A 15,156-nucleotide genomic window follows, 5' to 3' on the forward strand; every position below is an offset into this window, starting at 1 on the left:
TTAGAAAAATTAGATTTGCATCCCTCTAACATGACTGTTAAAAATGCATCATGTATCTATAGCGATTCCAGAGGTTTAGCACTAAAGTTATTTTTTATAAATTGCGTCTCTTAAAGCTTTAAGTCCATCATCAATCCGTGGGCCCGGACGCGAAATTTGATCACCATTGACTGTTTCAATGCGATTGTTTTTCACTGCCTTAATGTCTGAGAATCCACCACGTTTATCAACCATAGATTGATATTCTTTATTAGAAATACTCATTGTCGAAATCATAATATCTGGATTTTTCTTAATAATAGCTTCTTTACTCACTTTTTTCCATCCGTCTAAATTAGAAAAGCTATTCTTCACCTTCAATTGAGTTAGCATATCATCAAAAAACGTACCTTTACCAGCCGTATAAATTTCTGGTTCCGATGACACTTCCATAAACACTTTTTGTGATTTTGCATCTTTTGGTACAGAATCTTTCACTTTTTTGATATTAGCTTTTGTTTCTTTTACAAGCGATTTTGCTTCTTTTTCTTTGCCAGTAATCTCACCAATTTGCTCAAAAGTATCATACATTTCATTTATAGATTGCGCATCTTTCACATAAACAACCTTTATGCCACTATCTTTCAATCCATTTAATAGTTTTCCATTAGTAGATTTTTGTGATTCGTGTGCAAGTATTAAATCCGGCTTCGCTTTCAATAAATCTTCTTTATTTAATTTCATCGCATCGAATTGTTTTTTATCTTTAACTTCTTTAGGATAATCATCTACTGTAGATACACCTACAACTTTATCTCCTAGACCTAATTCATATAAAATTTCAGTATTACTAGGTATGAGCGATATAATCCTGTCATACGACTGTTCTGATTGCTTGTTTTTATTTGATTGATCAGAATTAGTACTACATGCAGCTAACAGTACAGCTAAAATTATAAACAAATAAGCAACTTTAAAACATTTCTTCATGATTTAATCTCCTATTATATAATTTACTTTTATCATATCAAATTCGGCCGTATTTTTGGATATGGTTTATTATTGAATAAATATAAACTAATACATAATAATACTTTATAATTCATTGATAATAATGAAATGCTAACTCCACTATTTTTCTAATCATTTTCAAAATAAGTATCTAAAAATGTATATCGATTTTCCATCTTACCGTTGAAATAATTTTTACCAAAGTTATCAAGGAGTGCATGTAACTCATTGGCATCTTGATTTGTAAAAGATTTAGGTAATTTGATTTGGCGTTTGAGCTTATCATATTGCTCTGTATGTTCGTATCCTAATAAACGATAAATTCTTCGCGTATAACTATCTGGTATAAATTCGATACCTCCAAATATATAAACGATCAGAACATCCGCCGTTTCACTACCTATCCCTTTGATACTGAGTAATGTTTTTCTTAAATCTGAACCATATATTTCTGCAATTTTCTCATAATTAAAATCATGTTGAGACAGCCAATTCAATAATGATACTATCGTTTGAGATTTATTTTTATAGAATCCACTCGATTTAATAAGCAATTGTAAATCTTCTAATTTTAAATTTAAAATATGATGTGGTTCTAACTGTGTTTCTTGTTCTAATGCTCCAATTGCATATGCTGCATTACGCCAATTTGTATTTTGAACTAATATTGCTCCTAAAATAATTTCGATTTTTGATTTTGCTGGCCACCACTTTTGAGGTCCCATATGACGTTTCAATATTTGATATAAAGTTTCTGTATCTAACTTCATTATAGTCACCCTCTATACTTCATTTTTCAAATAAAAAAACTAGCACCTTTTGTCTTTGAATGAACTTTACTTTCATCTTCATCCAGAACAAAACTGGTGCTAGCTTTCATTATCATGTCTTCTTTATTGATTACATGGATTCCGGCGCATTTACACCGACTAAATCTAACGCATTGTGCAATGTGATTCTTACCGCATCAATTAATGCAATTAAAGCCGTTGTTTTCGCAACATCATCTGTTAATACTTTTTCAGCATTGTAGAATTTATGGAAATGTGATGCCAAATCTTGAATATAATTAGTGATTCTGTGTGGTGCTCTGTGTTTTGCCGCACTTTGAATTGTTGTTTCAAATTCAGCAATTTTTTTCAATAAATCAATCGCTTTATCGTTGGTAATCAAGGAATAGTCCGCATCTGTTGACGGAGTAATACCTTTTTCAGCCGCTTGTTTTAAAATTGAACAAATACGCGCATGTGCATATTGTGCATAGTATACGGGATTATCTTGAGATTCTTGTTTTGCAAGTTCCATATCAAAATCAAAATGTGTGTCTGGACTACGCATTGTTAAGAAATAACGTGCCGCATCGACACCAACTTCATCCATGATTTCTCGTAATGTGATCGCATTCCCTGTACGTTTACTCATCTTCACTTCTTGTCCATCTTGCATTAAACGCACCATTTGCATTATTTGAATTTCAAGACGCTCACTGTCTACACCAAACGTTTCGAGAGATGCTTTAAGACGATTAATATAACCGTGATGATCAGCACCAAATAAGTTGATAAGCGTGTCATTACCACGTTGAATTTTATCAAAGTGATAAGCAATATCTGGTAAGAAGTACGTATAATTGCCATCATTTTTAATTAATACTCTGTCTTTATCATCTTTAAAGTCCGTTGTGCGTAACCACGTTGCACCGTCTTGATCATATGTGTATCCAAGTTCAGACATTTTATCTAACACTTCAGTGATTTCATTTTTTTCATATAGTGATGTTTCACTAAACCAATTATCGAAATGTGTATTAAAGTCCGCTAAGTCTTTTCTTAATTTTTCCATTTCATAATCGACACCTAATTGTCTAAATGTCTTGATGCGCTCATCTTCTGATAAGTCTTTAAGTTCAGGTTGTTTTTCTGCTAAATCTTTACCGATATTAATAATGTCTTTACCATGATAGCCACCTTCAGGCATTTCAAACGAATCATCGCCAAGTGCTTCAAAGAAACGCGCTTCAATAGAACGTGCCAAATTCGTAATCTGATTACCAGCATCATTAACATAGTATTCTCTTGTAACATTGTAACCTGCAGCTGTTAAAATATTCGCAAGTGTATCACCTACAGCTGCATTACGAGCATGACCAATATGTAAATCACCTGTAGGGTTTGCAGATACATATTCTAATAATATATTTTCGCCATTGGAATGTTCCGTGCTGCCAAATTGATCCCCTTTATTGATCGCTTCAGTGATGATTTCAGTTAAGTAACTATTATCTAAATAGAAATTGATAAAACCTGGTCCAGCAATTTTTACTTTTTCGACATTAGCTGCTGAAGTATCTAAGTGATCTACGATAGCTTGTGCAATTTCACGTGGGTTACGTTTCGTAATTTTTGTTAATACCATGGCAATGTTTGTTGAATAATCTCCATTGGCATGATCTTTTGGTATTTCTACTTTAATTTCTGGAATTTCACTCGCGTCGGCAAGTTGCGCTTTAATAACACTGCTATTAATTTCTTCAATCAATGTTTGTTTAACTTGATCAATTATATTCATCTATGATTGCTCCTTATAAGTGATTTCATATTGATATGTGCCCATTTTCTCGTCATCTTGAATTAAATCATAGTGAACTTTTAATTTGCCACCATTATCCATCACAAAATGTAAAATTGAATGCGTACGTACAGTTAATGGAATACGTCCACCATTAATTTCGTAAAGCGTCATTGTGTCTGCACCTTCGACAAAATGCAGGTTCATATTAATTTCACCTTTGCGAATAATTTTTACGCCTGATGATTCTATTTTAACAGTTACATTAACGACGATATTATCAATTTCTTCTTGATAACGTATAAATTCAGCATTACGTTTTTGCCAAGATCCTTGTGTTTTTACTGTGAATTTCTCTTTATTATCAAACTGCTTCACAACTTGTTTCGTTTGGATATCAACATTGTTTTCCAATGTACGTTTCACCCTAATCTTTTAAAATAATACAGACCATTATAGCACATTTGCAAGGTGCATTACAGATACGAAATCGTTTTTCCTGATGCGAATCATTCATTTTTACGAAGGATAATGTTATAAAAAATATGGAGTGGAACAGAAATCCATTTCTCTAATAAAGATTTCGTAGTCCCACCCCGGCAAGGATGAATAAGGTTGGAAAGTTCACCTGAGCTGAAGCTCATGCATAAGTCTCACTAACTTAATAAATTAAAGCAGTGAGACTTTATATTTTCAATTCAGTCATCCACTGTCTAATTTGATAAGAGCCTGAGACATCTATTTATGTCCCAGGCTCTGATATACCATGATTAGTTTTCAAGCGCTTCATGTAACGCTTTTTCCGAATTGTTCCACATGTCTAAATCATGTGTTTGTAGAAAATCTTTCAAGATTGCCTTGTTTTCATCACCTATATGATTTATCTCTATTTGATGTTTCATAGACTTATCCATCATATTGACATGTTCTGGCATACTCTTATATCCTCTACGAATACTTTTATTCACTAATAAATAACAACCTGTTACACCGGCATAATACGGGCCATGCTCGCCTCTTTCAGTTGTGACCCAACACAACCAATACTCCTTGGCTTCTTCGCCTTCGACCGTTTCTTTGTCGTTAATCCACTTAACACCTTTTTCCACGCTCGAACGGGCGTGCATACCACCAATATCAATAAATGCTTCCTTATTTTGTACATCTATAAAGACAGGTGCTACATTGTCTAAACTAATCGAACCAATATTAGTTCCTTTATGTCCATCAAGTGGATCATTTTTAATGATATTAAATTTAAAACCTTTATTTTCAGCCACGATTGCACCTCCTATGCCTATCTATGCATACTTTGATTATCTGTTCATTATTGTACTATCTATACGATTATGAATTCAATTCATCTAAAATACTATTTATTGCATTTTTTACCTGCTCGTCTTCTATTGCAGCAATGCGCTCTTTTGGATAATACAACTTATAGTCTTCCCTATTAATCCCCGTGATACTGTGAATGACCAACGATTGACTACTTATTTCACGAATTTTGCCATTGCGTTTTAATAGGTGAATCGGTTGACGATCCGAACCAGGTCGATCATAGTCGTATGGTAAATCTGAGAATGATTCACTGACGAAATAATAGTTAGGGTCAATATCTCCTTGTATAAATAAATCGGTTAATTCAGTAATTGTAATTATGGATCCATCAAATGGCATATATTTGAATAAATCTCTATTTATAAAGCGGCGAGATAAATCGCTTAATATCTCGTCGTCTTCATTGATCCATGCTTTCAAATAGTAAAGCACCACGGATTCATCTAGGTCAACGTATTGCTCTATCGTCATCGCTTCTTCAAAAAATGGCACAAAATCGGTTGGGTACATCTTAAAGGTATAGCCTTCATTGTACAATTGCTTCGCACGTTTCAAACAATTATTTAATAATACTTCCCCACCTCTGCTTACAGGATGGAAATAGATCTGCCAATACATTTGATAACGACTCATGATGAAATTTTCAACGGCATGCATACCACTTTCTTTAATCAGCACTTCATCTTTTGAAGGGCGCATTAATCTAAGGATACGTTCCATATCAAACTCACCGTACGAAACACCTGTGAAATAGGCATCACGTTGCAAGTAATCCATTCTATCTGCATCTATCTGTGAAGAAATCATTGAAATGACTAACTTATTGTCATGCGTTTTATTGATAACATCTGCGACTTGTTGTGGAAAATCTTCAGATACACGACTGAGCACAGCATTGACTTCTGTTGGCCCGGTGATAATTGCTTGTGTAAATGCTTCGTGATCTGTATTAAATATTTTCTCGAAACTATGGGAAAATGGGCCATGCCCTAAATCATGTAATAAAGCCGCGCATAAGGCTAACGGTCTATCGTCGTTATTCCAAGCTTCACGACCATTAAATGAATCATCAATAAGTCTGCGCACGATTTCATAAACGCCAAGCGAATGTCCAAATCTGCTATGCTCTGCAGTATGGAATGACAAATACAGCGTCCCTAATTGTTTGATTCTTCTTAAGCGTTGAAATTCTTTGGTCTTGATTAAATCCCAAATGACTTGATCTCTGACATGAATATATCTATGAATCGGATCTTTAAAAACTTTTTCCTCTGGTAACTTTTGCGTTGCATAAGCTGTAAATGTCAATGTAGTCCTCCTATTCACGAGACTAGAACATATTATTTTTTTCAACGTCTCTTTCATCGTTTTGGTTATAAATTTTAAAAGTGTATTGTCACGAAATCGAATGAGCTACGTTGAAACTTCACCTAATTTATTATTTAGGTCTTACACCACTACTTAGGTTAGTTTTACGCAACAATGCTAAATCCATGGCCTCTCCATACATCACATGAGTATACGAACGTATTTTTTCAAATCCTTTTTGTTCATAAAAAGCCACTGCTTCATCATTTTTATTATCAACTTCTAAAAAGACTTCATTATACTGATCTTTAAAGTAATTGAGCCCTTCTTCTAACAACTTAGAGCCATAGCCATGATGCTGCCATGATGGTCTTACATAATGCGCTGATAAAAATAATTCTGTCCCATAGATAAACGTTGCGAAACCAATAATTTCTTCATCTTCTTCAACAACTAAAAATAATTGATCTTCCAATCGTTTAAGCAAATGTTGTTCATTATATGAAGCAGCTAGTAACTCATTAACCGTTTTAGCCGCATATATATTTAAGTAAGTATTATACCAAGCTTTTGTTGCTACATCTCTGATGCCTACAACATCTTCTGGTGTTGCTTTTCTAATTTTATGCATGTTGCTCTCCCCCTATTTAAGATAGGTAATAATAGCTACATTATATCATATCTTTAATATTCAAAATACTTTAACTATCTATACAAAAAAGGTTTGGGCAATTTAAATAATCACCCAAACACTCTAATAATATTTATGATTGGTCTAACGTTTGTTGCCATTCTTTAGCACGATTCAATGCATAGACATCTTTTTGAATATCTCCTGGTCTCTCAGCCGTCCCAATGATATATCCGCCTAGTGTAGCACCTAAAAATTCCAGACTATATTTGATTTGTGTAATACATGGTTTAGCCTTAACCTTCGGACAATCTCCACCCACAATAATCAATCTGAAATCTTTTTCCGCCATTTTCGCTTTAAAATCGCTGTAATTTGGATCCATCATTGTTTCAGACCAATGATCGATAAATGCTTTTACAGACGCCGATACACTATACCAATAGACTGGCGATGCAATAATTACCGTGTCGCTAGCTAATACTTTGTCTATAAGTAATTTATAGTCATCTTCATAAGACGTTATATGCTTCCCATCATGTCTAACGTCTCTAACTGGATTTAATTGATATTTTGTTAAATCTACCCATTCGTAGTCGTGTCCATCTATGGCCATCTTAGTTAAATGTGCAGTATTTCCTTCTGGACGACTACCTCCAAATAAAACTGTGATCATAATATTCTCCTTCTACTACCATTGTGAATGTATCTCAACAAATTCATAAATATACATTTTCATAAATTAACTAAATATATTTGATAATTCTACACTAAAATACAGAATTACTAAATAGTTTATCTAAAATACTATAATCATTTAAAATATTTACTCAGAAATAGAAGTAATTTACCATACAATCCATGTATATTTTTAAAAAAAGCATTATAAAAATTAATCAAAAGCGAATAGATTGTGATATTCAGTATCAGTACTTATTTCTTAGGAAATAATTTATCAATTTTTTCTATTTCATCATCTGTTAATTTAACATCTAATGTCGTCAAATTATCGACCACTTGATTCGGACGTTTCGCACCCGGTATCACAATATCAAGCGATGGTTTAGTTAAATAATATGCCAATACTATATGTGCAACATCTACTCGATGATTTTCAGCAATGCCACGTAATTGCTCTATTTTATCAAGATTTTCCTTAAAACGATCCCCTTGAAACTCAGGATTTTTCGCACGAATATCATCAAATTCTGTATTCTCGTTATATTTACCTGCAAGCAAACCTGATACTAGTGGGAAATATGGCACAAAAGTAATATTATTGGCTGTCGTATAGTCAAAAATCGCTTCATTTTCACGATTAAGTAAGTTATATTCCATCTGAACAACATCGACATAACCATCTTTATTGGCTTCTTTCAGTTGTTCTAAGCTGAAGTTAGATACACCAATTGCTTTTATTTTACCTTCTTCTTTTAAAGACTGTAATGCTGCTACCGCTTCATCTTTAGGTGTATTTTCATCAGGAAAATGAATGTAATATACATCTATATAATCTAATTGCAGACGTTGTAAACTTTGTTCCACTTGATTTCTTAAAAATTCTGGATCGTTTGAATATCTTTCATTGCCATTTTCATCGACATAATGCGCGCCTTTAGTAGCAATTGCAAAATCTTCTCTAGCAAATTCTTTGACTGCGTCACCTATTAATTCTTCAGAACGCTCCGGCCCATAGATATAAGCCGTGTCTATAAGCGTAATACCATTTCTAATCGCTGTACGTACAGTCTCTTTCCCCTGTTCTTCATCTAAATCATTATAGAAATTATGTCCGCCGACAGCATTTGCACCTAATGCAATTGGTGTTACTTTAACTTCTGATTTTCCAATTTGTACTTTTTCAGTCATTTATATCTCGCTCCTTTTATAAATATTCAAAATTGACATCATTACCTGTCGCCATGTTCTCAATTTAGAACATATTGCCTTCTATGATTGCCATTGCAAATAACAGCAAGTTTTAATATATACTATTTACCCTTTTTTATTCATTTTAACATCTACTAAAAACATATTTTCTATTAGAAAATTACTTAATCTATCTAAAACTTATCATGTCATCACTAGTATCTTAAATTTTTTGCTCAATTGTACATTACTGTGTTCGTCAGTTTTTATCCCAACTAAAAAAGTTGTGATTTCATCTAATATCTCAGACTAAATCACAACTTAACCGTGTTATTTTTATATCTTATTATTGTGCACTTTTACGTTTTGCAAGTTTCTCTTTTAATTTCTTGTCTTGCTCTTCTTTTCGACGTTTACGTTCTTCATTTCGTAACCTTAGACGTTCCTCTTCTTCAGGGTCTCTCGGTTTTTGCAGTTGCTTAACAACTTTATCCATCAGTTCATCTTCAGTGAGTGCAGCAAGGGGACGATTGTTCACAAATGCAAATGTCTTACGACGGCCAGGACCGCAATATGATTGGCAACCTATTTCGATTTCAGCATCTGGATCTAATTTCGTTAATTTTTTCTCAAGGGATTTACAGTTCACACCTTGGCAATCATCACAAATCAGAAATTTATTTTGCATCTACAACCTCTCCTTTCTCTGAGCTCACACCTCATTCGTCATTTTTTAAAAACTGATTCGTTTTTTATGCGTACTTAATTCTGTAGCTTTAACTCTAATTATTTTACGCTCTTTTGATAAAATTTCAACCTCTAATTATGATACACACAGTACACTTTTTGTACATGTATTCTTTATTGTGACATGATTAATATTATAAAAAACAGTACCCCACCGTTTGATGAGAATACTGTTAAATGAATAATATTACTATTGACCGTGATATATATTAAATTCTAATGGCTTCACTTCATTTTCTAACCATTCTTTATAAATCAATTGTTTATTTACATCACTATTAATAATTGTAATACCACAATCGCCACCACCAGCACCTGATGTTTTGGCAGCACCACCATGTTTTTCAGCTATTGAGCATAAAACTTTTAAATGAGCAGTTTCAATATCAATCGTAGCTTCTTTATCCATGGATTGAATAATTTCACGATTCGTTCTAATCATTTGTTGGACACCTTTAATATGGTTCGTCTTAAAAGCATGGATAAGTTTTTCAACACATAGGTGAGAACGTTCTAGAAACTTGCCATAAAAAGTAGGATCCGCCTTCAAACGTTTCACTTCACTAACAAGATGATGAGAAGATGCAGGTGAACCTGTCCACCCAATTAATACTTCCATATTTTCAGGTGGCTGTAATGGTTCAATATGTAAACCAGGCCAGTTTTTATTTAACACATCATTGACAGAAGTATCTTCAATTTGTTGAGCAACCCACTCATGATCAAATGTACTATATGCCAACCATCCCGTATATATACTTACGGCAATATCACCACAAGAACTTAAACTTTGTAATTTCATGTTGGCGATGACTGCTAATTTGTAAATATAAAGATTTGATAAATGCGTTTCATAAAACTCATTTAACACTTTTACTACAGAAACAAGTACAGCTGCACTTGAGCCCAATCCATATTTATGGCCATTAGCGTCATCTAAGTTACTATCAATCGTTAAGTTGAAATGTTTTAAAGGAATGTGATTACTACGTGCGTACTGTTCAAACACTTCAATTGCAGTAATAACATATTTTAATTGCTTTGCTGCATGTACATCTGACACCACAATTTTATCTTCATGTCTTTGGAACGTTACAGGATCATGGTGTAACGTCTTAGAATGTATTGTACCTTGAGATGCAGTCGCGTCTTCTATTGCAGCTGTTACAAAACGGTCAACTGCAATTAATACAGATTTATAGCCAGGTTCAGTTACCGCATATTCACCTGCAATATAAAGTTTACCTGGTGCTTTAACTTGAATCATGTTATCTCTTCCTTATTCAATAATTTCAACGCCTGTACGTGTAATGTCACTCGCAATAATTTGGTCTTCACTAAATGATTGATGTAATGCATCTAACACAGCTTGCTGATTTTTCTTTTCTACTAAAATTTTCACATTCGGTCCAGCATCCATAGTAAAGTAGCAAGGATAGCCAGCTTCTCTACATTGATGCACAACATTCATAGCAAGATAACTATCGTCTACCATATATGTAAATGGTGGTTGAGCACCTAAGTTCGTAGCGTGCATGCGTAATCCATTCGCCTCAATGACTTCACCCATTTGTTTAAAGTCCTTTTGTTTAATTGCATGTTTAACAGCAGTGATATCTTCATCTACGTGGTCTAACCAATATTTGTAAAAGCGTGAAGTGTCTCGTGTTAGAGACATGCCCGCACGGCTAGAAACTTTTTTCGATTTATTATTAATCACCACAAAAATCATGGCAAGATCATCTTCCCAACGATCTGCTTCAATTGGAAAACTGTATGATGATACATCATCATGCCCTTTTTCCCATTCTACAAAGCCACCGTAGATACTTCTAGATGCTGATCCAGAACCTCTACGCGCTAATCTGGATAATGCTTTACCAGACAATCCTAGGTTTAAAGCTTTGTCACACGCAGCTGCTAATGCCGCATAAGCACTCGCTGAAGACGCTAAACCTGCAGCAGTTGGGACATAATTTTCACTTTCAATTCGCGCATACATCGTCGTATCTGCTTGCGCTCTAACTATATCCATATAACGACTAATTTTTACTGATTCTTTACCTTCAATCGTTTCGCCATTCAATACCAAGACATCTTCAGTATACTCAGGATCAAATGTTACTTTCGTTTCAGTATAAAAACGCTCTAACGTTACAGACAGACTATTGTTCATAGGAATAATATACGTCTCGTCTGCTTTCCCCCAATATTTAATCAGTGCAATATTTGTATGTGCACGTGCTTTACCACTATTCACCAACTTCATTACCCTCCTAAGTACTCAATCCAAGTGTGATGGGCGCCCAATTGTTTCGCTGTAGCTGCAATTTGCTCTGCCGTTTCTAAACTAGAAGCAAGCACAATCATACTTCCTCCACGGCCACCACCAGTTAATTTACCTGCAATCGCTCCATTTTCTTTACTAGCGTTCAGTATTTCTTCTATTTTGTCATGGCTTACTGTCAGTGTTCTCAAATTTTCTTGGCATAAATTAAAAATTTTAGCTAATTGTTCAAAATTGTGGTGCTCAATTGCTTCACTCGCTTCATGAACAAGTGTACCAATATGTTCAACATATTGCAGATATGTACTATCTGTTTTACATAAATTATGTACATCTTCTACTGCTTGTTTAGTAGAACCGCGTACACCAGTATCAATTACAATCATATACCCCTCTAAATCTAAAGGTTTAAGTGTTTGAACCTTTCCTTGTTTAAACCATACGGGTTTATTTGAAACAATTGTTTGTGTGTCGATACCACTCGGCTTACCATGTGCAATACGCTCCGCCCAATTGGCTTCTTCAATCAGCACTTCATCCGTTAATGTCTGCTTTAAATAATCGTAACTCGCGCGCACAAAAGCAACCGCCATAGCTGCACTAGAACCTAAACCTCTAGACGGTGGCAGATTTGTATCAATTGTAACTTTTACAGGCGTTTTAATTTTATATTTTTCAATAAAGCGTGTAATCACTGCTTTTAAATGTTCAGGCGCTTTATGTAACGCTCCATCAAACACATCGCTTTTAATATAGGAATCTTTTAACTCTGCAATAGATTCTATTTTTGCTTTTACTTTTCCAGTTGTAAATGGAATTGCAATTGCTGGTTCACCAAACGTAACAGCATGTTCTCCTATTAAAATCACCTTGCCATTCGCTTCCCCGTATCCTTGTTGTGCCATATTTTCAATCACCTTTAGTATTTTCTTTAAATTTATGTAAATTCACACGTTCAACTTCATTCGATATTTCCACTTTTCAGTTATTTGCCAAGTCATTTCATATTATATTCGCGCGTCATTTCCCAGGAAATTATATACATTAAGAAGTTTAACATACACAAAGCCAGCATAGTGTCATGTGGTTTATGTAACGACGCCTGGCTGCCTCTTTAATTATCCAGGTTTCAGTTACCGTTAATTTCATTCTAAATTTAACAGCACCTGTTGTTGTGATGTTGTGCGTAACGATACTAAATTTCTACTTTTTCTTATTTTACTCAAATGTCATTCTATATTATCTCATAATTTTAATATATTGCCATACGACTCTAGCCATATTTTATTATTTAAAATACGCAGAAAAATATCATTTTTTCAAAATTAATACCTGCTACTAATTATTATCCGCACTTTTTTATTATAAATTGCATTTGCTACATATTCAAAAAGTTCTACTTTTATAGAATATACTTTATTCGTATTAAGATTTTAAACCATACTTTCACTATATTACTGATTTCAAATCTATAATTCAACAGATATAAAAATCTATTACTAGAAATTTTCCAAAAATTAAAAACCAGAACACCTACCCATGTAATTAAGTAAGTATTCTGGTTCAATTATAGTTAATTCATAGATTGATTTATTTTTGCATTACGTTCAATCATTTTATCAAAATAGCCTTCGTAACGTTGCCATTCATCATCCGTTATAGGTTCCATATTTAATCTGCCACCCAAATCTTTGATAGCATATAATAGTTGGAACATGACATCTTGAACTGTAATCTTTCTATTTAATAGCGTTTCTAATGATGCCATACATTGTGGATCAATATCAGGATATGAGAACTTTGTATGTTCCCCTTTTAACGCATGTGCATAAAAGGATTTCATCATGTCTGCACGCTCACTGCCGTCTCCTTCGACGCATAAATAAATTTGAACAGCAATGCCTCCACGTACACGTCTTTGTGAGATACCTGCAAATTTCTTCCCATTGATGCTCAAATCAAATTTGCCCGGACAATAGGATTGTTCAATCTCATGTGTTTCAATCTCGACATCTTCATCTTCAAACATTTTAGCAATTAATAAATACATCACTGAGAATGCTTCATCAATCGTCACGTCATGTTTCCCTTTGATGAGCAAAGAAATATTAAGTACGCCTTGATCTAAGACCACACCGAGACCACCTGAATTTCTAACTATCGCATTATAACCACGTTCTTCCGTAAGATAGCGTATGCCGTCTTGCAAATGCGGCAACCGTGAATCATGAATACCTAAAATCACAGTATGTTGATGTACCCAAGTACGTACCACACTACATGATAAGTCTTTGCCGACACTTTCTGAAAAAGTATCATCAAAAGCAAAAGATTGCATTGGCGCTAAACCCGAAGAATGATCGATATAGCGCCAATCTGCACTGTTAAAATATTTACTTGCGAGGTCCATTATTGTAATGATTGCGCAGCTGTAATTATTGATAAATTGTATACGTCTTCTGTTGAACAGCCACGAGATAAGTCATTTACTGGTGAGTTAAGCCCTTGTAATACTGGACCTACAGCATCAAAGCCACCTAAACGTTGAGCAATTTTGTATCCAATATTACCAGCTTCTAAACTTGGGAATATAAATACGTTTGCGTCACCTTGGATTTTAGCATCTGGTGCTTTTTTCTTAGCAACTTCTGGTACAATCGCTGCATCGAATTGGAATTCGCCATCAACAATAACGTCTTCAATGTTGTCCGCTTCAATTTTTTCTTGAGCTAGAGCAACTGCGTTAGATACTTTTTCAACATCATCTGACTTCGCAGAACCTTTTGTTGAGAAACTTAGCATCGCAACACGCGGTGTCATACCAAAGCTTTTCGCTGATTTTGCACTTTCTACTGCAATTTCTGCTAAATCTTGCGCTTCAAGCGTCGGATTAATCGCACAGTCACCAAAGATATATTGTTTATCATCCTTAATCATGAAGAAAATACCAGACGTTTTTGATACGCCAGGTTTTGTTTTGATAATTTGTAATGCTGGGCGTACTGTATCACCTGTTGAATGTGCTGCACCACTTACAAGTCCTTCAGCTTTGCCTGTATAAACTAGCATTGTACCGAAGTAGTTAACGTCTTTCAGCATTTCTTGAGCTTGTTCCTCTGTTGCTTTACCTTTTCGACGTTCTACAAACGCAGAAACTAATTCGCCTTTTAATTCACTCGTTTCAGGATCAATAATTTCTATACCTGAAATGTCTAAGTCTTTATCACTCGCTAAAGCTTTTACATTTGCTTCATTCCCCAATAATATTGGAGATACATAATCTGTTTTTTTCAATTGTGTTGCAGCTTCCAACACACGCTCATCTTCACCTTCTGGTAAGACAATCTTCACATTTTTACCTGTAAGCTTTTCTTGTAATACATCTAATAACGTCATTATGGTGCCTCCTCGAATT

At 34.3% G+C, this 15,156-nt stretch carries 15 protein-coding genes; all 15 read right to left on the reverse strand.

All coding sequences use genetic code 11. The annotated features are described in order from the left end of the window. Positions 1-87: 87 nt before the first annotated feature. On the reverse strand, positions 88-969 hold the full coding sequence (locus BJS11_RS02415; RefSeq protein ID WP_069994271.1) for an ABC transporter substrate-binding protein: 882 nt from the start codon (positions 967-969) through the stop codon (positions 88-90). Positions 970-1,118: 149 nt separating this feature from the next. After that, the gene (locus BJS11_RS02420) at positions 1,119-1,760 is read right to left on the reverse strand and encodes an endonuclease III domain-containing protein (RefSeq protein WP_069994270.1); all 642 of its coding nucleotides are present in this window, start codon (positions 1,758-1,760) and stop codon (positions 1,119-1,121) included. 130 nt (positions 1,761-1,890) lie between these two features. Continuing rightward, positions 1,891-3,558, reverse strand: a complete 1,668-nt coding sequence (argS, locus tag BJS11_RS02425) for an arginine--tRNA ligase (RefSeq protein WP_069994269.1) — start codon at positions 3,556-3,558, stop codon at positions 1,891-1,893. Continuing rightward, positions 3,559-3,972 (reverse strand): YwiB family protein, encoded by a 414-nt coding sequence (locus tag BJS11_RS02430; protein WP_069994268.1) that lies wholly within the window; start codon positions 3,970-3,972, stop codon positions 3,559-3,561. A gap of 356 nt (positions 3,973-4,328) precedes the next feature. Continuing rightward, the gene (locus tag BJS11_RS02435) at positions 4,329-4,838 is read right to left on the reverse strand and encodes a YwhD family protein (RefSeq protein WP_069994267.1); all 510 of its coding nucleotides are present in this window, start codon (positions 4,836-4,838) and stop codon (positions 4,329-4,331) included. Positions 4,839-4,905: 67 nt separating this feature from the next. Continuing rightward, positions 4,906-6,207: an HD domain-containing protein gene (locus BJS11_RS02440; RefSeq protein ID WP_069994266.1), complete on the reverse strand. Its 1,302-nt coding sequence runs from the start codon at positions 6,205-6,207 to the stop codon at positions 4,906-4,908. A gap of 130 nt (positions 6,208-6,337) precedes the next feature. Then, a complete protein-coding gene (locus tag BJS11_RS02445) occupies positions 6,338-6,838 on the reverse strand; it encodes a GNAT family N-acetyltransferase (protein WP_069994265.1) in 501 nt (166 codons plus the stop codon). 133 nt (positions 6,839-6,971) lie between these two features. Beyond that, positions 6,972-7,514 carry a flavodoxin family protein gene (locus tag BJS11_RS02450; RefSeq protein WP_069994264.1) on the reverse strand — a complete coding sequence of 181 codons (543 nt, stop codon included), beginning with the start codon at positions 7,512-7,514 and terminating at the stop codon, positions 6,972-6,974. 257 nt (positions 7,515-7,771) lie between these two features. Then, positions 7,772-8,707, reverse strand: a complete 936-nt coding sequence (locus BJS11_RS02455) for an aldo/keto reductase (RefSeq protein WP_069994263.1) — start codon at positions 8,705-8,707, stop codon at positions 7,772-7,774. Positions 8,708-9,053: 346 nt separating this feature from the next. After that, positions 9,054-9,395: a YuzB family protein gene (locus tag BJS11_RS02460; RefSeq protein ID WP_069994262.1), complete on the reverse strand. Its 342-nt coding sequence runs from the start codon at positions 9,393-9,395 to the stop codon at positions 9,054-9,056. A gap of 249 nt (positions 9,396-9,644) precedes the next feature. Further along, on the reverse strand, positions 9,645-10,721 hold the full coding sequence (locus tag BJS11_RS02465) for a phosphomevalonate kinase (RefSeq protein ID WP_069994261.1): 1,077 nt from the start codon (positions 10,719-10,721) through the stop codon (positions 9,645-9,647). A gap of 12 nt (positions 10,722-10,733) precedes the next feature. Continuing rightward, entirely contained in the window at positions 10,734-11,717 is a 984-nt protein-coding gene (gene mvaD, locus BJS11_RS02470; protein WP_142351549.1) for a diphosphomevalonate decarboxylase, read from the reverse strand. A 5-nt stretch (positions 11,718-11,722) separates the two neighbouring features. Continuing rightward, complete coding sequence (gene mvk, locus BJS11_RS02475) at positions 11,723-12,646, reverse strand: mevalonate kinase (protein WP_069994259.1); 924 nt, start codon at positions 12,644-12,646, stop codon at positions 11,723-11,725. 668 nt (positions 12,647-13,314) lie between these two features. Then, positions 13,315-14,151: a lipoate--protein ligase family protein gene (locus tag BJS11_RS02480; protein WP_069994258.1), complete on the reverse strand. Its 837-nt coding sequence runs from the start codon at positions 14,149-14,151 to the stop codon at positions 13,315-13,317. Beyond that, positions 14,151-15,140 (reverse strand): phosphate acetyltransferase, encoded by a 990-nt coding sequence (pta, locus tag BJS11_RS02485; RefSeq protein ID WP_142351544.1) that lies wholly within the window; start codon positions 15,138-15,140, stop codon positions 14,151-14,153. The genes BJS11_RS02480 and pta overlap by 1 nt, the downstream gene beginning before the upstream one ends. Positions 15,141-15,156 lie beyond the last annotated feature (16 nt).

This window comes from Staphylococcus caeli, assembly GCF_900097965.1.
GTDB classification, from domain to species: Bacteria; Bacillota; Bacilli; order Staphylococcales; family Staphylococcaceae; genus Staphylococcus; species Staphylococcus caeli.

Excerpts from the sequence above, each read along its gene's own strand:
- BJS11_RS02480 (WP_069994258.1), bottom strand. The coding sequence starts at position 14,151 with ATGGACCTCGCAAGTAAATATTTTAACAGTGCAGATTGGCGCTATATC.
- BJS11_RS02415 (WP_069994271.1), bottom strand. The coding sequence starts at position 969 with ATGAAGAAATGTTTTAAAGTTGCTTATTTGTTTATAATTTTAGCTGTA.
- BJS11_RS02465 (WP_069994261.1), bottom strand. The coding sequence starts at position 10,721 with ATGATTCAAGTTAAAGCACCAGGTAAACTTTATATTGCAGGTGAATAT.
- BJS11_RS02450 (WP_069994264.1), bottom strand. The coding sequence starts at position 7,514 with ATGATCACAGTTTTATTTGGAGGTAGTCGTCCAGAAGGAAATACTGCA.
- mvk (WP_069994259.1), bottom strand. The coding sequence starts at position 12,646 with ATGGCACAACAAGGATACGGGGAAGCGAATGGCAAGGTGATTTTAATA.
- BJS11_RS02445 (WP_069994265.1), bottom strand. The coding sequence starts at position 6,838 with ATGCATAAAATTAGAAAAGCAACACCAGAAGATGTTGTAGGCATCAGA.
- argS (WP_069994269.1), bottom strand. The coding sequence starts at position 3,558 with ATGAATATAATTGATCAAGTTAAACAAACATTGATTGAAGAAATTAAT.
- BJS11_RS02420 (WP_069994270.1), bottom strand. The coding sequence starts at position 1,760 with ATGAAGTTAGATACAGAAACTTTATATCAAATATTGAAACGTCATATG.
- BJS11_RS02455 (WP_069994263.1), bottom strand. The coding sequence starts at position 8,707 with ATGACTGAAAAAGTACAAATTGGAAAATCAGAAGTTAAAGTAACACCA.
- BJS11_RS02460 (WP_069994262.1), bottom strand. The coding sequence starts at position 9,395 with ATGCAAAATAAATTTCTGATTTGTGATGATTGCCAAGGTGTGAACTGT.